Origin of the sequence: Mesorhizobium sp. M5C.F.Cr.IN.023.01.1.1, assembly GCF_003997585.1 — a bacterium.
GTDB classification, from domain to species: Bacteria; Pseudomonadota; Alphaproteobacteria; order Rhizobiales; family Rhizobiaceae; genus Mesorhizobium; species Mesorhizobium wenxiniae.
On the sequence record NZ_RZSU01000029.1, the window covers coordinates 52,756 to 73,675 of the forward strand.

The window sequence follows — 20,920 nt, forward strand, 5'->3', positions numbered from 1 at the left end:
TTGGTTGGACCAGATCAGCCAGACACCACCGCCGGGAACGACACCCCGGAGATGAGCTATTTCAATGCGGTGACCAGGTCGGCATCGGGAAAACAGGTGGCGGCTCGACTGTTCCTGGCCTGCCACTTGCCGATCGAGCGGCGGGTCTTGAAGCCGGGCAGGCCGTCGGCACTGCCGACATCATAGCCCTCGGCCTCCAGGGCCCGCTGCAGGGTGGCGATGTCCGACCTGTGGAGCCCGCCGACCGCGCCCCAGCGCCCTGAAAAATTGCTGTCGCCATGGGCGATGCGGTCGGCGCCGTGGCCGATGAACAGGGCATACAGATCGCTGGTGTTGTATTGCTTCAGCACGTAGAAATTGGGCGTGACGATGAAGGCCGGACCGCTGCGCCCAGCCGGCATCAAAAGAAAGCCTTCGGCCTTCAACTCGCGCGCCGGAAACGGTCCTGCCGCGACGCGCTTGATGCCCATATCAGCCCACTCGGAAATCCTCTTGCCCTGGTCCGGACCTTCGAGCGAGCAGGAGACCGCTTCCGGAACCGTCACCTCGAAGCCCCAACCGCGGCCTTTTAACCAACCATAATGGACGAGATAGTTGGCGATTGAAGCCAGCGTGTCCGGCACCGAATTCCAGATGTCGACGCGACCGTCGCCATCGAAATCGACGGCATGGTTCAGGAGCGAAGTCGGCATGAACTGCGGCTGGCCGAGAGCGCCTGCCCAGGACGATTTCATCGCGCCGACCGGGGCCAGCCCACGCTCGACGATCTCGAGTGCTGCCATAAGCTCGGTGCGAAAGAAGTCCTTTCTGGTCGCCATGAACGCTTTGGTGCCCAGCACTTCGAAAGCGTCGTAAGGCATTTTCGCCGCGCCGAAGCCGCTCTCGCGGCCCCAGATCGCCAGCAGCACCTCGCCCGGCACGCCGTAACGCTTCTCGATCGCGGCAATGGTCCTGGCATTGGCCGCCTTGCGCGTGCGGCCACCGGCGGTCACGGCGCGAACCGTCTTTTCGGCGAAATAGGCGCCGGGCGAACCGAACTCCGCCTGATGCTGCTTCTGCGGCGTCGTCGCCTTTTTGCCCGGCATAACCAGGTCGGGCAGTTTGAGGTTCGGTTTGATGCCGTCGAAGGCGGCCTCGAAGGTTTTTCTGGAGATGCCTTTGGCACTGGCCTCGGGCCAGAGAACGCCTTGCAGCCAGGCGCGGAACTGGTCGTCGATTTTTGCTGCGGAAGCAGGGGTGGCGAGGAAGAGGCCAAGTAGGGCTGCAAGAAAAAGAGGCACTCTGGCGAGGTTGCGTTTCTTCCAACCCCCCTCTGTCCTCCCGGACTGTCCGGCAGGACAGAGGGGGGTTGGACGGAGTGCCATCGCTTCAGGAAAACTGTCCGTCACAGATCACCCCAATTGCCTCAAAACGCCGTCCGCGAGCGCAGTGCCGCGGCCAGCGTGCCTTCGTCGAGATAGTCGAGCTCGCCGCCGACCGGGACGCCATGAGCCAGCCGGGTTACTTTGATGTCGAAGCCGGACAATTGGTCGGTGAGATAATGCGCGGTGGTCTGGCCCTCGACCGTGGCATTGACGGCAAGGATCACCTCCTTGACCTCGCCGCCGGCGACGCGGTCGACCAGCGAGCGGATGTTGAGCTGCTCGGGGCCGATGCCGTCGAGCGGCGACAGCGTTCCGCCGAGCACATGGTAGCGGACATCCATGGCGGCCGCCCGCTCCAGCGCCCACAGGTCGGCCACGTCCTCGACGACGATCAGCGTGCCGGCGTCGCGGCGCGGATCGGTGCAGATCATGCAGGGGTCGGACGTATCGACATTGCCGCAGGTCGAGCAGATGCGCACCTTGTCGACCGCCTCGCTCATGGCGGCGGCCAGCGGCGACAGCAACTGCTCCTTCTTCTTGATGAGGTGAAGTGCTGCCCGCCTGGCCGAACGGGGCCCGAGCCCTGGCACCTTGGCCAGAAGCTGGATCAGGCGTTCGATCTCGGGACCGGCGATTCGCTTCGACATCGCATTGGTTTAGACCATGATCCCGAAAAGTGGAAACCGGTTTTCGGAAAAGATCATGGTCAAACAAGAAGATAGAGTCCCATTCCGGTTTAATCGGAATGGATCAGGCTCTATGATTTTCCGCACGCTTTGGAACAGTTCTGCGGGCGAGCGATCTGCTCAACGCGTAAGGATGCTGCTGCCGTCAGTATACTTCCAGCGGCCGGCTCTGGCCGGCGATCATCGCACCGATGGCGTCGGTGTTCTCGGGTGTCGATTCAAACGACATCGTCGGCTCGGCCGGCGCCGCCGGGAATGACGTGACAGGTTGCGAACCGGCAGTGCCGCCGAAACGGGCCGCGTCCGGCTCCTGCATCGGCTCTTGCATCGCCACAAGCGTCGCCTTCTCCAGAGTAGTCTTTGCCGGTTGCGATGCGACCGCGGTCACATAGGTTGCCTTGGCGAATTTTGCCTTGGCGACCGGAGCGGCGGAGGCCACGAGCGTCACAGGCGCTGCGCGCGCCGACCCCCGCGGCGTGGACTGTGCCACCGCGACCGTCGGCTCGTCAGGCAATGGTTTCCAGTTCCGGCCGCGTTTTTCATAGAAGGCGTTGCCGCCGGCAACCATGGTGTAGTGCATGTTCTTGTAGGGGAAACGCAGGCCGGCGGTGTGAAAGAACATCGTGTTCTTCAGCTTGGCCTTGCGCTCGCCCCTGAGCACCGCCTCGGCGGCCTCCTCGACGTCGGGCATCGCCTTCGAATTCATCTGTCGTGTCATCACGCCCGGTGCGAATTGGCCGCGCTCGCCGACCACCTGGCAGATGGTGTTGCCGTGCTTGCCGGAACGCAGCCGGTTCATGACCACCGTGCCGACGGCAATCATGCCGTCACGGCTCGACCGGTTGGATTCGAAGAACATCGCGCGCTGGAGGCACTCCTTGTCCTTCAACGTGTGACGGTAGGGCCGGGATCTGGCGGCATCGGTCAGGCTGGCCACCGACAGGCTGTGCGAGGTGGTCTGACTGCAAGCGGCCAAGAACAGCGGAGAGGTGATGACGCCGAGCAGCAACGGCGTCTTCCATCGGGTCGCGATCAAAAATATCCCCTCATTCTGTCGCCAGCCCGCCCCTGGTTGCGGCAAGAATGAGACACTTTCAGGCAAAAAGATGGCTAAAGCGTTATTAAGTGCGCGGAGTTGCCGAATGGACACACCGGTGGAGCAAGCGACCGCCGGATCGCGGCACGGCACTCCATGGCCACTATAAGGGTATGGATCCTATCCTAGGATATCCGCAGGGAGCCTTCCCCAAGGCTCGAGCAATGGGTTCAATCGACCGGCATAGCTATCAACACCTTAGAACGGCAGCTTCATTCCCGGCGGTATCGGCAGTCCTGCGGTCAGTGCCTGGGTCTTTTCCTGCATCATCTGCTCGACCTTGGCCCTGGCGTCATTATGGGCGGCGAGAAGCAGATCCTCCAGAATCTCGACCTCCTCCTCCTTGAACAGAGACGGGTCGATCTTGAGCGCCTTCATCTCGAATTTGCCGGTCAGCGTCACGCTGACCAGGCCGCCGCCCGCCTGTCCGGTGGCTTCCAGCGTGGCGATCTCGTCCTGCATGGCCTGGAACTTGGCCTGCATTTCTTTCGCCTTGCCCATCAGGCCGAGAAGATCTTTCATGGCTTGGTCCTCTACGATTGATCGTGTGTCTTTTGGTTGAGCATGATCTTCTCCGAAAACCGGCTCCCACTTTTCGGGATCATGCTTCAGGTTTCGTCTTCGTCTGTCGCCGGCTCGATCGGAACATCGGCCTCCACCGCATCGGCTTCCGGTGCGTCGGGAATGCGCACGTCGATGATCTTGGCGCCGGGAAAACGCGCCAGGATGGCGGCGACGGTCGGGTCGCTCTTGGCGTCGAGGAGGGCGCTTTCGCGTTTGGTCGATTCCATCTCGGCCAGCGTCTGGCCGCCCTCTTCCTTCGACAGCGACACCAGCCAGCTGCGGCCGGTCCAGGCGCGCAATTTGGCGGTCAGGTCGTTGAGCAGCATCTTCGGCGCGTCATCGGTCAGGCTGACGTCGATGCGGCCCGGCTCGATGCGCACTAGCCGCACGCAGCGTTTCACCAACACCTTGAAGGCCATGTCGCGCTGGGCGTCGGCAAGCGCGACGATATCGGCCAGCGATTTCACCGGCACCGGCGGCGCATCCCCAACCGGCTCCGGAACGAAGGCTGCAGGCATCGGCGCGGGTTCGACCAGCCGCATGGTCTGCGCGCCACCATTGGCCGTCGGCATCCGCGTCTGCGCCACAGCGCTGGCGCCGCCATTTCCGGGACTTGCTGGGCCGGGATTTGCGACGACAGAACTTGCGGGCGTACCATTCGAGCGTGGCGCGCCGTTCGACACCGATGCTCCGGCCTCCAGCGATTTCAGCGCCTCGTCCAGTGTCGGCAGGTCGGCGGCATGCGCCAGCCGGATCAGCACCATTTCGGCGGCACTGACCGGCCGGTTGGAGGACTGCACCTCGGGAATGCCTTTCAACAGCATCTGCCATGTCCGCGACAGCACCCTCACCGACAGCGCCTTGGCGAAATCGGCGCCGCGCCGGCGCTCGTCCTCCGACAGCGACGCGTCCTCAAGGGCCGTCGGTACGAAGCGCAACCGGGTGACGAGGTGGTTGAACTCGGCCAAGTCGGTCAGCACCGCGGCCGGATCGGCGCCGGTATTGTACTGGTTGCGGAATTCGGCCAAGGCCGCCGCCACGTCACCCTTCATCACATGTTCGAACAGGTCGACAATGCGGGCGCGGTCGGCGAGCCCGAGCATGGCGCGCACCGCTTCGGCGCTGACTGCGCCGCTGCCATGGGCGATCGCCTGGTCGAGAATGGACAGCGAATCGCGCGCCGAGCCTTCGGCCGCACGGGCGATCATCGCCAGCGCGTCGTCGTCGACCGTTATGTCTTCCTTGCCGGCGATCGAGGAGAGATGCGCGACCAGCGTGCCGGCATCGATACGCCTGAGGTCGAAGCGCTGGCAACGCGACAGAACGGTGATCGGAACTTTTCTGATTTCGGTGGTGGCGAAGATGAATTTGACGTGCGGCGGCGGCTCTTCCAGCGTCTTCAGCAGGCCGTTGAAGGCCTGGGTCGAGAGCATGTGCACTTCGTCGATGATGTAGACCTTGTAGCGCGCCGACACCGGGGCGTAGCGCACGCGCTCGATGATGTCTCTGATGTCGTCGATGCCGGTATGCGAGGCGGCGTCCATCTCGATGACGTCGACATGGCGGCCTTCCATGATCGCTTGGCAATGCTCGCCCAGCACGGCAAGGTCGACCGAAGGCTGGTCGACGGTGGCGGTCTTGTAGTTGAGCGCCCGCGCCAGGATGCGCGCCGTCGTCGTCTTGCCGACACCGCGCACGCCGGTCAGCATCCACGCCTGGGCAATGCGGCCGGTGGCGAAGGCGTTGGTGAGGGTGCGGACCATCGGCTCCTGGCCGATCAGTTCGGAGAAGTTCGCAGGACGGTATTTGCGCGCCAGAACGCGATAGGCGGCGGCCTTTTCCGTTCCCGAATTTCCGGCTTCGCTCATTCGCCCGTAAAGCTCCAAGGGCCGCGCCTGCAGGCGGCCGATTCCTGCGCATAGTTTCGCCCGCAGGGCTTGGCGCCGTCAATGTCGCGGGAGAAAGGCGAAGAGGTGGGAGGCTGGAACAATGACCCGTTCCGGGCTCGTTAGGGCTGCTTCCTTCCGGACCTGACCCGGTTGGCGAGTGGACCGTCCACCACCAACCTCCCACTTTCCATATCGGCAATCCGGCGATGAAATGCAAGGGCGCAGGATCAATCAGCCGGGAGTGGCGCCGAAAGCTGAAACAAAAAACCCGCCTCAGGAGCGGGTCATTGGCGCAGATCAGCACCATAGCCCAACCCTTAGCATAACTGCCGTCACAAAGCAACGATTCGCTTGCCGCCTCTTGCGGGCCACCGGCAGCCGCTCTAGCGTTCAAAAGTCTAAAAAACACGACAAAAGTGAAGGAAACGCCGATGTTGCCGGGCCTCAAGGCCGGATTCACGCTGGATGCTCGTCTGGAGGCGGACAGCGAGCAATTGATGTGGCTCGGCCTGTGCGAGCTGCGGGTGATGAACGACCGCCGCTGGCCGTGGCTGCTTCTGGTGCCGCAGCGACCGGGCGTGGAGGAAATCCACGATTTGACGCCGCTCGACCAGGCGATGCTGACCTTCGAGACCAATATGGTGGCGCAGGCGTTGAAGAGGGTGAGCGGCTGCACCAAGATCAACAGCGGCGCCCTCGGCAACGTCGTGCGCCAGTTGCATGTCCATGTCGTTGCCCGCTCGGAAGGCGATCCCGGCTGGCCGGGCCCGGTGTGGGGGCACGGCATGCGCGAGCCCTACCAGCGCTCGGACCTTCGCCGGTTTGCGCAACAGATAAAGGCGGCGCTATAAGCCTGTCCCGTGTCCATCCTGAAGTTGAGTCTCCATGAGCTTCCGCCTGTTTGACGCGCCCTTGCGCGAGCCGAGCCAGTTCGTCGGCTTCGCCGGCAATCTGATCGACCGGCAATCGGAAAACCGAGCCGACGATTCCGTCGAAAAGGCGCTCGCCGATCCCTCGGTCAGGCTTTTGCTGATGCATGGCGGGCGGCTCTACCTGAAGCTCAGGGATGGCGGCTTCGACCCCTGGTTCGGCGCCGAGGAAAGCCAGCCGCTCCAGGTGTCGCTCGACCATGGCGTCCTGCTCGGTTTTTCCGACAGCGGTCCGGTGCTCGCCGTGCCGGCCGGACTCGACCCCGAACAACTGCCGGAGTCGATCAAGGCCATCGACTATCGCTCGGTCTATATGCAGGGGCTGATCGACGAGGCGGCGGCCGGCGCGATGGCGCAAGGAGCAGCGCTGCTCGCCTGGCATGCCAGCCACCGCTTCTGCAGCAAATGCGGCGCTGAAGCCGAAATGCGGGCCGGCGGCTACAAGCGGCTTTGCCCGGGCTGCGCCACCGAGCATTTTCCGCGCACCGACCCGGTGGCGATCATGCTGACGGCGACGCGCGAAAAATGCCTGCTGGGCCGCGGCCGGCATTTCGCGCCGGGCATGTATTCGGCGCTCGCCGGCTTCATTGAACCCGGCGAGACGATCGAGGCGGCGGTGCGCCGTGAGACGTTGGAGGAAGCCGGCATCAGACTTGGCCGCGTCGTCTACCATGCCAGCCAGCCCTGGCCGTTTCCCTATTCGCTGATGATCGGCTGCTTCGGCGAACCGCTCAACGACGACATCCAGGCCGACCTCAACGAGCTGGAAGACTGCCGCTGGTTCTTTCGCGACGAGGTGCTCTCGATGCTGGCCCGCGAGCATCCGGGCGGCCTGATCACGCCGCCGAAGGGGGCGATCGCCTACAATCTCATCCGCGTCTGGGCAGACAGCGCGTAAAACTCACAGGGGGGACAAATGATCCGTCACACAGTGGTGTTCAGGCTGAAGCACAAGGACAGCTCGGCCGAGGAGGCAAAATTCCTCGTCGACGCGAAAATACTGGCGGCGATACCGGGCGTCGAAAAGTTCGAGAAGCTGCGTCAGGTAAGCACGAAGAACGATTATCGTTTCGGCTTCTCGATGGAGTTCGCGGACCAAGCCGCCTATACAGGTTACAACGACCATCCCGACCACGTCGCCTTCGTCCGCGACCGCTGGATCCCCGAGGTCGAGGCGTTTCTCGAGATCGACTACGCGCCGCTGTCCTAAGATCAGAGTTCTGAACGAGCACGTTCGACCGAGAGCAGCCCTCATCAGCCGGTCGGTGACTTGCCAGTGAAAACCGCCAGTTGAGCGGCGAAAGCACGCTTGTAGGCCGGCCGGGCTTCGCCGCGGGCGACATAGGCGAAGAGGTTCGGATATTCGTGCAGTATACCCGACCCGCTCAACCTTAGCAGCACGTGCACCATCATCAGGTCCCCCGCGCTGAACGCACCATCGAGCCAGTCGGCATCGCCCAAGCGATCGGAAAGTTCGCCCAGCCGGTCACGGATGCGATCCTCGACCATAGGCAGGCGCTGTTCGTGCCAGGTCTCGTCGCGCTCCAGGAGCACGGCGGTTTGGCGCTCAAGGATCGGTGGCTCCACCGTGTTGAGCGCGGCAAACATCCATGAGATCGCGCGCGCCCGCGCATTCCCATCGTCTGGCAGCAGGCCACCATGGCGCTCGGCGATATGGAATACGATCGCCCCCGACTCGAACAGGGCGAGAGCGCCTTCCTCATAGGTCGGAATCTGCCCGAAAGGATGGAGTGCTCGATGCGCGGGTTCGTTCATCGCTTTGAACGAAACAAGACGAACCTTGTAGGGCTGCCCCACTTCTTCAAGCGCCCAGCGAACGCGCATGTCACGCGCCAGTCCCCGGCCGCGATCGGGCGATCGTTCAAAGGCGGTGATGGTGGGGATCATTGGAGGCTCCGGATGATTGGATGACGCCATTGTGCGTGACGTCGTCGATTGAGATCAGTTTCCTCATCTCGTCGCGTCCCTTCTTCGATTGTGGCAACCAAAGGACGAATGTCGAGCCGGAATTCCGACATCTGGGAACTGCTCGTCAATCGCGCGTGACCGCTGCAACGGAGGCGCGTAGCGCTCCGGCGAAATCGGGATGGCCATAGAGGTCGTTGTGGCCAGCCGCTATGGCGATGTGGCTGCGCAGATCACGGGCAGCCTCGCGCAGAGGTGCCGAACGTGCGGCAGGAACGATGGTGTCGTTTTCGGCGGTGATTACGGCCGTGGGCACATCGAGGTCGCGCAGGGATCCTGCCGCCTCCATGCGGTGCCGCAGCAAGAGGCGAACCGGCAGCCAGGGATAGTGGTGAGCGGCGAGTTCTCTCAGCGAATCGAATGGCGTAACCATGACGATGCCGCGCAACGGCCGGGCCGTCGCCAGATCGACCGCAACCGCAGCGCCGACGCTAAGGCCGATGGCGACGATGCCGGCTTTGGCATCGGTGGCCAGGTGGTCATGGGCGCGTCGGGCGTCCTCGAACAGGGCGGCGGCCGACGGGCTTCCGCTGCTCGGCGCATATCCGCGGTAGTGCAGCGCAGTGATCTGATGTTCGGGAAATAGCTGGTGCAGCATCAGGGCAAGTGCGTCGGCATTCCAGGCATTGCCGGCGAATCCCAGCAGGAGCGGGCGCGGCGCGGCCGGCGTCTGCCTTGCCGGCAGGCGGACCAGAACGACGCGCTCGCCGTCCTCCGTCGCCAGTTCGACATGGCGGGCCCCGGCCGGCAGATCGGGTCCGAACGCCGCAAGGCCGGCCGGAAAGATCAGCCAGGACTGAAGTACATACACCACGGTGACAACGGCCGCATACAATCCAGCGACTGCGAGCGTCAGTTTCAGAAGCCACATCGCAGGAATGTCGCCCGGCGCTCGTCACCTGGCAAGGCGTCACGTCGGGGTGCCGCGGAGCTCTCGATGAATGCTGTTGGTCAAAGCCTAACGCTTGGTACCCGATGCGAGTCGCCTCTTCCGACCTCTTGCGGAAGTTCGGTCGCCCTCAGCCGAACTCACGCCCATGACCCGATGCGGACCTTCTTGCCCGATACGAGGAAGGTCTGGAAAATGTGGGAATGCGTCATTCCTCCCGGTTACCGCCTGGCAGCGTCGCACCCATCCAACACCATCCCAAATTTATCAAGTATCGCCCGCGCCGTCGGAACGGCTCACACCGGAACTCAGCCCCGGGCGGATGTTCTGGTTATGGTGGAAGACGTTGTCGGGGTCGTACGAGGACTTCACGTCAGCCAGCCGGTCAAAGACGGAGTCGCCGTACGCCTCGCGGACCCGGCCCGGGTCTTCGTCGCCACCGAGGAAATTGACGTAGACGCCTTCGCGGAAGCGGCCAAGGGCGGCGAGGAACCCCCTCGTCCAGTCCGTCTCTCGGTCGCTGAAGTCCTCGCCGGGCCGCCACGCAGCGTGGACGATGATCGCGTGCGACGCTTGCCGGTTCCCGAACGCCGTCGCGCCCTCGGCCACTCGGCTCACCGCCCCCTTCAGATGGAACATCGCCACATACGAGCGCGGCGACGAGCAGGAGAACGCGTGCCCGGCAATCACGTCGATGAGGTCGTCGCGGAGTGCGGGGAGGTGGGTGGCCTTCCAGTAGTAGTTCCAACCGTGGATGACGGTCGAGTCGAGCGCGCTCTGAAATACCACGTACGGCTTGGGCCTGGCCAGATCGAGGAGGGGAGTCCGAAATGCGCGGAGCGGGCGGAGCGCCTTGTCACCGTCCTCGATCGGCCCGGCGTAGCACGCGCCCACCATCACCACCGGGCGCCAGTGCAGTTCCTCGGGGATGACCGATAGAGGCGGCACGGTGCAGAATTTTACGACCGTGCCGAGCTCGTCGGGAGCGTCGCGGATGAAGTCGCGGTAGAAACGGAGGACCTCCCCGGCGTCGCTCGTGTTCCAGAGGATGGGCCCGGCCAGAACGGTGGGCCCGACGGGGTGGAGGCGGAACTCGAACGAGGTGACCACGCCGAAGTTGCCGCCGCCGCCGCGCAACGCCCAGAACAGGTCGGGGTGCTCGTCCTCCGACGCCCGCAGCCGCTCGCCGTCGGCCGTCACGACGTCGGCGGCGAGGAGGTTGTCGACCGCGAGACCATGCTTTCGCATCAGCCAGCCGATGCCACCGCCGAGGGTGAGCCCGGCGACTCCGGTATGGCTCACGATTCCACCGGTGGTGGCAAGGCCGTGCGCCTGCGTCTCGCGGTCGACGTCGCCCCACAGCGCACCGCCCTGCACCCACGCCCTGCAGCCGGCGGGATCGACCCGCACGCCACGCATCGCCGAGAGGTCGATGACGATCCCGTCGTCGCAAACGGCGGTGCCCGCCACGCCGTGGCCTCCGCCCCGTATGGCGATCTCCAGATCGTGGTCGCGAGCGAAACGCACGGCCGCGACCACGTCGGCGGTCCCGATGCATCGGGCGATCAGATGCGGGCGCCGGTCAATGGCGCCGTTCCAGATTGCACGGGCGACATCGTAGTCGGCGTGGCTGGCATTGATCAGCCGGCCTCGGAACCCGTCGATTTCCACGACGGTTGGCTGCATGCTCCCGTGATGTGCTTCTGCGTACGTTGATGTCGTCATAGGTGTCGTCATCGTGTACTCCTCTCGTCGAGAGAGGCCACATCGGACCACGGCGGGCCGCTGCCGTATAGTCAACAATCTGGACTCCACAATCGGAGGCGGATGCGCAACACTGCCGTTGTGAGGACCTCTGTCATGAGGACATACGGTCAGTACTGCCCCATCGCCCGTGGCGCCGAGATTTTCGCCGAGCGCTGGACGCCGCTGATCATCCGCAACCTGTACCTTGGGTGCGGAAACTTCAGCGAGATCCTGGAGGGCGCGCCCGGACTCTCCCGTACCCTGCTCTCAGAGCGGCTCAAGCAGCTCGAATGGGTCGGTGTCGTCGAGTCGAATCCCAAGCCCGACGGGCGCGGGCGCCACTACGCGCTCACGTCCGCGGGCCACGAGCTCTTCACGGTCTGCCAGTCGCTCGGCGAGTGGGGTGCGCATTGGCTCGAGATCGCCCCCCAGCACCTAGACCCCTTTGTGGCCCTGTGGTCGATGTGCAAGGCGCTCCGCCGGGACAGGCTCCCGGACCGACGCGTCGTCATCCGCTTCGACTTCACCGGCCGCCCACACCGGGAGCGCTATTGGCTACTTATCGAGCTCGGAGACACCGAGATCTGCAAGACTTACCCTGGCTTCGACGAGGACCTCTACATCACGGCGGAAGCCGAAGCTTTCGTCAAATGGCACGCCGGCCAGCTCAGTTGGTCCCAAGCCACCCGCGAGGACCGCATCCAGCTCGACGGCGACCTGTCGCTCGCAAAAGCCTTCCCGAGCTGGAACGCCCGCAGCATGTTCGCCCACATCATGCCGGTCTCCCGCACCACGACGAGTCATGCAGGTTGACATTCCGGATGCGGCCTCCCGATGCGGCACCGCACCGCCGGCGTGAGACGTGCCAAGGTCCGAAGACATCCAGTGTTTTGCCAATGGCTCGACGAATGCGAATGACAGGATCGGATCGACTCGAGCCATTGCCCGAAGGGCGGCTTTTGCGAAGCGTCATGAATGTCGGGAAATGGCGCTACTTGCTCCTTCCGATCGCGGAACCAACGGCAGAAACCCACCCAATGCGGGCTTACGGCTCCGGCGCTAGATTTTGACCACTAGCTAATCCGCCACCTTCCACTGCTCGCGCGATTCGCTGGCCGGGTAGACGCCAAGGATCCGCATTTCGCGCGAGAAGAAGGCAAGCTCGTCGAGTGCCAGCTTGACCAAAGGATCGTCGGGATGGCCCTCGATATCGGCATAGAACAGGGTCGCGGTGAATGCGCCGAGCTGGTAGCTCTCCAGCTTGGTCATGTTGATGCCGTTGGTGGCAAAGCCGCCCATCGCCTTGTAGAGCGCGGCCGGCACGTTGCGGACGCGGAAGATGAACGTCGTCATCATCCTGGCTTCGGCGGAAGGGCGTTGTGCCCACTGCCTGTTCTTGGTCAGCACGACGAAACGGGTGACGTTGCTGTCGGTGTCCTCGACATTCTCCTCGATGATGTCGAGCCCGTAGAGCGTCGCGGCCAGCGCCGGCGCCAAAGCCGCCATGGTGCGGTCCTTCAGCTCGGCGACCAGCTTGGCGGCGCCCGCCGTGTCGCCGGCGACCACCGGCTTCCAGCCGTTCTTGCGGATGTATTTGCGGCACTGGCCGAGCGCATGGATGTGGCTGTGCACGGTCTTGATCTCGTCGCGCCTGACGCCCGGCAAGACCATCAGCTGGAAATGGATCGGCAGGAAATATTCGCCGACGATGTGCAGCTTCGATTCCGGCAGGAGGTGGTGGATGTCGGCGACGCGCCCGGCAATCGTGTTCTCGATCGGGATCATGGCGAGGTCGGCCTTGCCGGTCTCGACCGCATTGAAGGCATCCTCGAAGGTCGGACACGGCAACGGCTCCATATCAGGGAACATGTTGCGGCAGGCAGTGTCGGAATTGGCGCCCGGCTCGCCCTGGAAGGCTATTCTGTTGGTTTTTTCAGGCATTCTCAGGTTGACCGGATGTTTCAGGTTGAAAGGAGGGTTCTGGCGCGTTCGAGATCGTCCGGCGTGTCGACGCCGAACGGCGCCGACTGCACAATCTCGGCGTCGATGCGCATGCCGGCCTCCAGCGCCCGCAACTGCTCGAGCTTCTCGCGCCGTTCCAACGGCGATGGCTTCAGCGCGACGAAGCGTTCGAGCGCTGAGCGGCGATAGGCATAGAGGCCGATGTGGTGATAGAGCGGCCCCTCGCCCCAGGGTGCCGTGGCGCGGGTGAAATAGAGCGCCCGCAGCCGTGTCTCCGACAGCGGCGATCCGACGATCTTGACGACATTCGGATTGGTCTTTTCCTCGTCGCGGACGATCTCGATGCCGAGCGTGGCGATGTCGACCGTCGCATCCTCGAAAGGCCTCAGCGCGGCATTGATGATGTCGGGATCGATGGTCGGCAGGTCGCCTTGCACATTGACGATCGTTTCGACCTTACGCCCGGGATCCAGCGTGGCCAGCGCCTCGAAGATGCGGTCGGAGCCTGATTCGTGGCCCACGCGCGTCATCACCGCCTCGAAACCGTGCGCGCGCACCGCTTCGGCCACGCTTTCGGTATCGGTGGCGACCACCACCCTGCCGAGCCCGGCTTCGGCAGCGCGACGGGCGACATGGACGATCATTGGGACGCCGGCGATTTCGGCCAGCGGCTTGCCCGGCAGGCGGGTCGAGGCCATGCGGGCCGGGATGAGAATGAGCGTGGACATCGGGTGATGAAGCGTCCGAAAAAGAGGAAGGGAAAAGTGGCAAAAGGTCTCACTGGAAGCGCCCTTATAGGTGTTGCAACGCCAGAGCAAAAGACCTAGTTTCCGCCCGATTTGACCGCCTTGTGGGGTGGTTCACGATTACCGACGGACGGAGTGGACGGATCGGTCCGCCGGAAAAGGGAGCCTGGGGCGTATGGACTCTTTCGAAATCAACAAGCTGATCGGCGGCCTGCTCGGAACCGTGTTCGTCGTCTTCTCGGTCGGCATTGTGTCCGACGCGCTGTTCGCCTCCCCCGCACCGGAAAAACCCGGCTTCGCCATCGAGGCGACCGAGGAGCCTGCCGAGGGCGGCCCGGCAGCTCCCGCTGCAGGAGCCAAGCCGATCGCCGACCTCCTGGCCAACGCCAATGTCGAGGCGGGTGCCGCCGTGTTCAAGAAGTGCCAGGCCTGCCACTCCGGCGAAAAGGGTGGGCCGAACAAGGTCGGCCCCGATCTCTGGGACCTCATCGACCGTCCCATCGCCGAGCATGGGGGCTTCGCCTATTCGGCCGGCATGAAGGATTTTTCCAAGGGCGGCGCCGAGAAGTGGACCTACGACAACCTCAATCACTTTCTCCTCTCGCCGAAGAAGCTCGTGAAGGGCACGGCGATGGGCTTCGCCGGCCTGCCGAAGGACGAGGACCGCGCCAACGTTATCGCCTATCTGCGCACGCTGTCGGACAGTCCAAAGCCGCTGCCGGCACCCGGCGCTTCGGCCGAGAATGCCGCCGCGCCCGCCGAAGGCGCGGCGCCGGCCAAACCGGCAGAGGGTGAAGCACCGGCAGCGCCTGCGCCGGCCCCTGCTGCTCCCGCTCCAGCTCCGGCGCAATAACGGAATTGTAATCGTACATTCCTTGAAAAAGCCGGGTTCAGCCCGGCTTTTTCAATGGGAAAAGCGCATGTGCGGCGACAAAGCCGGCCTGCCGCGGTTTTCATGAGCGTCAAATGATCTAGATTGTCGGCTGACACTATCGCGCAGAGGAGAAGGCATGACGGTTGGCCGAACGTTTCTCAGATCGACGCTGGTTGTGGCGGCTTTCGCCGGCGGCCTGCAGGCAGCATTCGCGGACGAATGGCGCACCACCTCGTCGCTGATCGGCGAATCCAAATACGGCAACAACTTCCAGCGCTACGACTACGTCAATCCGGACGCGCCGAAGGGCGGCACCCTAAATTCGGTGGTGCTCGGCACGTTCGACAGCTTCAATCCCTATATCATCCAGGGTTCCTTCGCCGCCGGCTTCGTCCCGTTCGGCGGCGGCCTGCTCTATGACACGCTGATGGAGCAGGCGACCGACGAAGGCAGCGTCAGCCATCCGCTGATCGCCGACGCCTACAAACATCCGGACGACTATTCCTCGGCGACCTACCGTCTCGATCCGCGGGCCAAGTGGCACGACGGCAAGCCGATCACCACCGACGACGTCATCTGGTCGTTTCAGGTGCTGAAGGCCAACAGCCCGATGTACAGCCGCTATTTCGAGAACGTCACCGATGCCGTCGCGATCTCGGACCGCGAGGTCGAGTTCCATTTCGACCAGAAGGGCAATCGGGAGCTGCCGAAGATCCTCGGCGATCTGGTGGTGCTGCCGAAGCACTGGTGGGAAGGCACCGACGCAAACGGCAAGAAGCGCGATATCACCAGGCCGACGCAGGAGCCGCCGCTCGGCTCGGCCGCCTACAAGATCGCCAGCTTCAAGCCTGGCACTGAGATCATCTGGCAGCGCGTGCCGGACTACTGGGGTGCCAAGCTGCCGGTGAAGATCGGGCGAGAGAATTTCGACAGGCAGCGTTTCAGCTACTTTCTCGACGACAATGCCTCTTGGCAGGCCTTCACCAAGGGCGGCTTTGAGGATTTTCGCGTTGAGTCGCGGGCCCAGAGATGGGCAGTCGAGTACACCTTTCCCGCCATCAAAGCGGGGGACGTCATAAAAGCGGAATATCCCACAACATCGCCGGAACCCATGCAGGCCTACGTGATGAACACGCGCCGGCCGCTCTTTCAGGACGTGCGCGTGCGCCAGGCTCTGACCTACGCCTATGATTTCGAGAGCATGAACCGAACCATCTTCTTCGGCGCCTATACGCGCACGGACAGTTATTTCGAAGGTGGCGATTTAGCCTCAAGCGGCCTGCCGCAGGGCAAGGAGCTGGAAATCCTGCAGCAATATCGCGACAAGCTGCCGCCCGAACTGTTCACCCAGGAGTTCAAGCTGCCCGTCTACACCACGCCGCAGTCGGGGCGTGAAAATCTTCGGAAGGCCTATGATCTCTTCAAGCAAGCGGGTTGGGTCAATCGCGGCGGCAAGCTCGTCAACGAAAAGACCGGCGAACCGTTCAGGATCGAATTTCTCGGCAACGACCCCGTAGACGAACGCGTCGCCGGGCCCTTGATTGACAATCTCAGACGGCTCGGCATCGATGCCACGTTGCGCATCGTTGACGACAGCCAGTACACGAACCGGACCCGCGCCTTCGATTTCGATATGCTGGCGGTTGCCGGCTTCCAGCAATCCAATTCGCCGGGTAACGAACAGCGGGATTTTTTCAGCTCCACTGCAGCCGATACATCCGGGTCACGCAATTTGGCAGGGATCAAGAACCCGATCGTCGACGCCCTCATCGACCGAGTGATCTTTGCCACCGATCGGGACGATCTCATAGCGGCCACCCACGCACTGGACCGGGTGCTGCTCTGGAACTACTACATGATCCCACAGTGGCACTTGGGAAAAATTCGTATCGCCTACTGGAACAAATTCGGCATCCCGGAAAAGCAACCGACCTATAGCGGCGTCGACCAGAATTCCTGGTGGATCGACCCGGACAAGGAAAAGGCGCTGGCGGCAAAATACAAGAGTAGCAATTGATGGCGGCGCTGCCCCGCCGCGCCCCTCTGGCCCGCCGCGACTTTCTGGCCCTGGGCGCTGCGGCCACGGCGGCAGCTTTGCTGCCCGGCCGGGCCTTCGCCGCCATCGCGACCGGTGTCAAGCTGCACGGCCTGTCGGCCTTCGGCGACCTCAAATATTCCCCAGCTTTCACGCATTTCGACTATGTCAATCCGGACGCCCCCAAGGGCGGCCAGATGAATTTCGCACCACCGAACTCCACCTTCAATCAGAGCTTCCTGACGTTCAACACGCTGAATTCCCTGGTGTTGAGGGGGGAATCGCCGCCGCGCACCGAACTTTGTTTCGATTCGCTGATGGCAAGCGCACTCGATGAGCCGGATGCGGTCTATGGCCGGCTTGCCGAGTCCGTCACCTTATCGCCGGACCGCAATGGCTTCCGCTTCAGCCTGCGACCGCAAGCGCGCTTCCACGACGGCTCGCCACTGACGGCGGAGGACGTCGCCTTCGCATTGAAGCTTTACAAGGACAAGGGCCACCCGAACCTCTCCCAGGTGTTGCGGCATATGACGGAAGCGGTCGCGGTCGATCCGGTTACCGTCGACCTCACATTCAACGGCAAACAGTCGGCGCAAAATATCCTCGCGATCGTGGCAATGCCGATCGTGTCCAAGGCCTTCTATACGGTCAACGAATTCGATGCCTCGACGATGAAACCGCCGCTCAGTTCCGGCCCATACAAAATAGGGCGCGTGGCGGCCGGGCAGACCGTCGAATATGAACGCGTCGCCGACTATTGGGGCAGGGATCTGGCCGTGAACCGCGGCCTCTATAATTTCGACCGCATCCGTATCGATTTCTACATCAATCGCCAGGCAGCGTTTGAAGCCTTGAAAAAGGGGGACACGCATTTTCGCGAGGAATTTACCTCGCGGGTATGGGCGACCGGTTACGACTTCCCGGCGCTGAAGGACGGCAGGGTCGTCAAACGCGAATTTCCGGGCGAGAAAACGCCATCCATGCAGGCTGTCGCGCTGAACCAGCGCCGTGCGCAATTCCGCGATGTGCGCGTCAGACGAGCGATTGCCAATTGCTTCGATTTCGAATGGACCAGGCGGGTTTTGTTTTACGGCGCCTACGAGCGCTCGCAATCGAACTTCGAACGGTCGGATTACAAGGCCGAGGGCCTGCCCTCGGCCGAGGAATTGGCCCTGCTGGAGCCGTTTCGAGCCGAGCTGCCGCCGGAAACGTTCGGCGAAGCGGTGATGCAGCCTGTCTCCGACGGTTCGGGCCACGACCGTAAGCTGCTGCGCGCGGCTTCGAGACTGCTTGCCGAAGCCGGCTGGAAGCGGGCCGGCAATTTCGTCGTCAATGAAAAGGGCGAGCGGCTGCGGGTGGAAATGCTGGCCGAGGACGATGGCATCGTTCGGCTTTTCTCGCCGTGGGCCGAGAACATGAAAACGATCGGCATCGACGCTTCGATCCGGCAGGTCGATTCGACGCAGTATGAACAGCGGCAGAGCAATTTCGACTTCGATTTCACCCTGCTCGCCTGGTCGATCGGGGCGACGCCGACTGCCGACGGCCTGGAGATACTCTATGATTCCCGGATGGCGCAAACGCCGGGAATGCGCAACTATTCCGGTACGGAAAGCAAGGCCATCGATGCGCTGATCGAGGCAGCCGGCAAGGCGCAAAGCCGGATTGAACTGGTCACGGCGCTCAAAGCACTCGATCGGGTCTTGCGCGCGCGGCTAGACTGGATTCCAACATATTATCTCGCGAATCACCGAGTAGCCTATTGGGACATGTTCGGCTTTCCCGAGCAGAAGCCTGATTTCGGCTTTCCGGTCGAGGCGCTGTGGTGGTTCGACAAGGACAAGGCGGCGAAGATTGGCAAAGCCTGAGATTTTCGCTCAAGCAAGGCAGAGAGCCTGATGGGCGCTTATATCCTGCGCCGCATCCTGCTGATGATCCCGACCCTGTTCGGCATCATGGCGGTGTCCTTCGCCGTCATCCAGTTCGCGCCCGGCGGGCCGGTCGAGCAGGTCATCGCCAGGCTGACCAACCAGGGCGGCAGCGATCGCCTTGGCGGTGGCGGTGGCGACGCCGGCGCCAGCAATTTCGACGTGGCCGGCGACGTCGGTTCGAAATATCGCGGCGCGCAAGGGCTCGACCCCGAATTCATCGCCAAGCTGGAGAAGCAGTTCGGCTTCGACAAGCCGCCGCTCGAGCGCTTCGGCATGATGCTGTGGAACTATATCCGGTTCGACTTCGGCGACAGCTATTTCCGTGACATCTCGGTGATCGATCTGATCCTGGAGAAGATGCCGGTGTCGATCTCGATCGGGCTGTGGATCACGCTGCTGTCCTACCTGATCTCGATCCCGCTCGGCATCCGCAAGGCAGTCAAGGACGGCTCGGCATTCGACGTATGGACCAGCGGCGTCGTCATTGTCGGCTACGCCATTCCGGGCTTCCTGTTCGGCATCCTGCTGATGGTGCTGTTTGCCGGCGGATCCTTCTACGACTGGTTTCCGCTGCGCGGCATCACCTCCGACAATTGGGACCAGCTGTCCTGGCCGGCGCGGATCGTCGACTACCTCTGGCACATGACCTTGCCGCTGACGGCGCTGGTGCTGTCGGCTTTCGCCACCACGACGCTGCTGACCAAGAATTCGTTCCTCGAGGAAATCCGCAAGCAATATGTGGTGACCGCGCGCGCCAAGGGCCTATCGGAACGGCAGGTTCTCTACGGACACGTCTTCCGCAACGCCATGCTGATCGTCGTTGCCGGCTTTCCCGGAGCCTTCATCTCGGCCTTCTTCACCGGCTCGCTGCTGATCGAGAACATCTTTTCACTCGACGGCCTCGGCCTGCTCGGTTTCAGGTCGGTGGTCGAGCGCGACTACCCGGTGGTGTTCGCCAATCTCTACATCTTCTCGCTGCTTGGCCTGATCGTCGGGCTCCTGTCCGACCTGATCTACACCTGGGTCGACCCGCGCATCGACTTCGAGCGGAGAGACGTCTGATGGCCGGGGCCGCAGCCGAAACGGCGCCGGACCGGATTGCCCGGCCCTGGCTGTCGCCGCTCAACCAGCGGCGCCTGCAGAATTTTAGGGCCAACCGGCGCGGCTATTGGTCGTTGTGGATCTTTCTCGTGCTTTTCGTGCTGTCGCTGTTTTCCGAATGGATCGCCAACGACAAGCCGGTCCTCGTTTCCTACAAGGGCGAGATCCTGTTTCCGGTCCTGGTCGCTTATCCCGAGGAGAAGTTCGGCGGCTTTTATGCGGTCACCGACTATCGTGACCCGGTCATCCAGGACGAGATCAATGCCCATGGCTGGATGATCTGGCCGCCGGTCCGCTACTCCTACCGAACCGTCAACAACGCGATCCCCGAGGCGGCGCCCACCAAGCCGTCCTGGCTCTATGACGTCAAGACACGCTGCAACCAGTATCCGCAAGGTGTCGTCGACCCCAATTGCGCCGTCGGCAACTGGAACTGGCTGGGCACCGACGACCAGGCCCGCGACGTGCTGGCGCGCGTCATCTACGGATTCAGGGTCTCGGTGCTGTTCGGCCTGATCCTTACCGCCGGCTCGGCGCTGATCGGCGTGACGGCCGGGGCATTGCAGGGCTATTTCGGCGGCTGGACCGACCTTCTGTTCCAGCGTTTCATAGAGATCTGGTCGGCGATCCCGGTGCTTTATCTCTTGCTGATCGTCGCCGCCATCCTGCCGCCCGGCTTCTTCATCCTGCTTGGACTGATGCTGCTGTTCTCCTGGGTGGCGCTGGTCGGCGTGGTGCGGGCCGAGTTTCTGCGCGCCCGCAACTTCGAATATGTCAACGCCGCCCGCGCGCTCGGCGTACCCAATGGCACCATCATGTTCCGACATCTGTTGCCAAACGCCATGGTGGCGACGCTGACCTTCCTGCCCTTTCTGCTCAGCGGCTCGATCTCGACGCTGACCTCGCTCGACTACCTTGGCTTCGGCCTGCCGCCCGGCTCGGCGTCGCTGGGCGAGCTGCTGAAGCAGGCGCAGCGCAACCTCAACGCGCCATGGCTGGGCATTTCCGGCTTCGTCGTCATCTCGCTGATGCTGTCGCTGCTGGTCTTCGTCGGCGAAGCGACCCGCGACGCCTTCGATCCGCGCAAGACGTTCAGATGAGCGAAGCCCCTCTCCTCTCCGT

The 20,920-nt window shown here is 63.1% G+C and carries 19 protein-coding genes and 1 other RNA gene; 9 read left to right on the forward strand and 11 right to left on the reverse strand.

Annotation, left to right across the window (positions count from 1 at the left end; translation table 11 throughout):
• Positions 1-56 precede the first annotated feature (56 nt).
• From EOA78_RS14400 to ffs, 6 genes are all read right to left on the reverse strand, one after another.
• The gene (locus EOA78_RS14400; protein ID WP_127315710.1) at positions 57-1,364 is read right to left on the reverse strand and encodes a lytic murein transglycosylase; all 1,308 of its coding nucleotides are present in this window, start codon (positions 1,362-1,364) and stop codon (positions 57-59) included.
• Positions 1,365-1,405: 41 nt separating this feature from the next.
• Positions 1,406-2,011, reverse strand: coding sequence for a recombination mediator RecR (recR, locus tag EOA78_RS14405; RefSeq protein ID WP_127315711.1), 606 nt, complete (start codon positions 2,009-2,011; stop codon positions 1,406-1,408).
• Positions 2,012-2,195: 184 nt separating this feature from the next.
• Positions 2,196-3,086, reverse strand: coding sequence for a cell wall hydrolase (locus EOA78_RS14410; protein ID WP_127315712.1), 891 nt, complete (start codon positions 3,084-3,086; stop codon positions 2,196-2,198).
• Positions 3,087-3,344: 258 nt separating this feature from the next.
• Entirely contained in the window at positions 3,345-3,668 is a 324-nt protein-coding gene (locus tag EOA78_RS14415) for a YbaB/EbfC family nucleoid-associated protein (RefSeq protein WP_029356983.1), read from the reverse strand.
• Between the two features lie 86 nt (positions 3,669-3,754).
• Positions 3,755-5,578 carry a DNA polymerase III subunit gamma/tau gene (locus EOA78_RS14420; protein WP_127315713.1) on the reverse strand — a complete coding sequence of 608 codons (1,824 nt, stop codon included), beginning with the start codon at positions 5,576-5,578 and terminating at the stop codon, positions 3,755-3,757.
• Between the two features lie 105 nt (positions 5,579-5,683).
• An RNA gene (gene ffs, locus EOA78_RS14425) (signal recognition particle sRNA small type) lies at positions 5,684-5,780 on the reverse strand.
• A gap of 250 nt (positions 5,781-6,030) precedes the next feature.
• Here ffs and EOA78_RS14430 point away from each other — a divergent pair.
• Genes EOA78_RS14430 through EOA78_RS14440 form a run of 3 tightly spaced genes read left to right on the forward strand, consistent with a single transcriptional unit; the run spans position 6,031 to position 7,738 of the window.
• A complete protein-coding gene (locus EOA78_RS14430; RefSeq protein WP_029356985.1) occupies positions 6,031-6,450 on the forward strand; it encodes an HIT family protein in 420 nt (139 codons plus the stop codon).
• A 34-nt stretch (positions 6,451-6,484) separates the two neighbouring features.
• Entirely contained in the window at positions 6,485-7,426 is a 942-nt protein-coding gene (gene nudC / locus EOA78_RS14435) for an NAD(+) diphosphatase (protein WP_127315714.1), read from the forward strand.
• Between the two features lie 18 nt (positions 7,427-7,444).
• Entirely contained in the window at positions 7,445-7,738 is a 294-nt protein-coding gene (locus tag EOA78_RS14440; RefSeq protein WP_127315715.1) for a Dabb family protein, read from the forward strand.
• A 44-nt stretch (positions 7,739-7,782) separates the two neighbouring features.
• On the opposite strand, the gene EOA78_RS14445 is transcribed toward EOA78_RS14440, so the two are convergent.
• From EOA78_RS14445 to EOA78_RS14455, 3 genes are all read right to left on the reverse strand, one after another.
• Positions 7,783-8,436, reverse strand: coding sequence for a glutathione S-transferase family protein (locus EOA78_RS14445; RefSeq protein ID WP_127315716.1), 654 nt, complete (start codon positions 8,434-8,436; stop codon positions 7,783-7,785).
• Between the two features lie 145 nt (positions 8,437-8,581).
• Positions 8,582-9,385 carry a hypothetical protein gene (locus EOA78_RS14450; RefSeq protein WP_127315717.1) on the reverse strand — a complete coding sequence of 268 codons (804 nt, stop codon included), beginning with the start codon at positions 9,383-9,385 and terminating at the stop codon, positions 8,582-8,584.
• Between the two features lie 285 nt (positions 9,386-9,670).
• Positions 9,671-11,140 (reverse strand): FAD-binding oxidoreductase, encoded by a 1,470-nt coding sequence (locus EOA78_RS14455; protein ID WP_127315718.1) that lies wholly within the window; start codon positions 11,138-11,140, stop codon positions 9,671-9,673.
• A gap of 123 nt (positions 11,141-11,263) precedes the next feature.
• Here EOA78_RS14455 and EOA78_RS14460 point away from each other — a divergent pair, with 123 nt between their 5' ends.
• Positions 11,264-11,962, forward strand: coding sequence for a helix-turn-helix domain-containing protein (locus tag EOA78_RS14460; RefSeq protein ID WP_127315719.1), 699 nt, complete (start codon positions 11,264-11,266; stop codon positions 11,960-11,962).
• Positions 11,963-12,226: 264 nt separating this feature from the next.
• On the opposite strand, the gene EOA78_RS14465 is transcribed toward EOA78_RS14460, so the two are convergent.
• Together EOA78_RS14465 and EOA78_RS14470 are read right to left on the reverse strand one after the other, a co-directional pair.
• Complete coding sequence (locus EOA78_RS14465) at positions 12,227-13,090, reverse strand: prephenate dehydratase (RefSeq protein WP_127315720.1); 864 nt, start codon at positions 13,088-13,090, stop codon at positions 12,227-12,229.
• Between the two features lie 20 nt (positions 13,091-13,110).
• On the reverse strand, positions 13,111-13,839 hold the full coding sequence (locus EOA78_RS14470) for a 3-deoxy-manno-octulosonate cytidylyltransferase (RefSeq protein WP_127315721.1): 729 nt from the start codon (positions 13,837-13,839) through the stop codon (positions 13,111-13,113).
• Positions 13,840-14,032: 193 nt separating this feature from the next.
• Here EOA78_RS14470 and EOA78_RS14475 point away from each other — a divergent pair, with 193 nt between their 5' ends.
• From EOA78_RS14475 to EOA78_RS14495, 5 genes are all read left to right on the forward strand, one after another.
• On the forward strand, positions 14,033-14,710 hold the full coding sequence (locus EOA78_RS14475) for a cytochrome c family protein (RefSeq protein ID WP_127315722.1): 678 nt from the start codon (positions 14,033-14,035) through the stop codon (positions 14,708-14,710).
• Between the two features lie 157 nt (positions 14,711-14,867).
• On the forward strand, positions 14,868-16,748 hold the full coding sequence (locus EOA78_RS14480; RefSeq protein ID WP_127315723.1) for an extracellular solute-binding protein: 1,881 nt from the start codon (positions 14,868-14,870) through the stop codon (positions 16,746-16,748).
• Positions 16,748-18,634, forward strand: coding sequence for an extracellular solute-binding protein (locus tag EOA78_RS14485; RefSeq protein ID WP_127315724.1), 1,887 nt, complete (start codon positions 16,748-16,750; stop codon positions 18,632-18,634). Before EOA78_RS14480 ends, EOA78_RS14485 begins: the two co-directional genes overlap by 1 nt.
• Positions 18,635-18,664: 30 nt before the next feature.
• Positions 18,665-19,759: a microcin C ABC transporter permease YejB gene (locus tag EOA78_RS14490; protein ID WP_065005922.1), complete on the forward strand. Its 1,095-nt coding sequence runs from the start codon at positions 18,665-18,667 to the stop codon at positions 19,757-19,759.
• The gene (locus tag EOA78_RS14495; protein ID WP_127315725.1) at positions 19,759-20,898 is read left to right on the forward strand and encodes an ABC transporter permease; all 1,140 of its coding nucleotides are present in this window, start codon (positions 19,759-19,761) and stop codon (positions 20,896-20,898) included. The genes EOA78_RS14490 and EOA78_RS14495 overlap by 1 nt, the downstream gene beginning before the upstream one ends.
• The last annotated feature ends 22 nt before the right edge of the window (positions 20,899-20,920 follow it).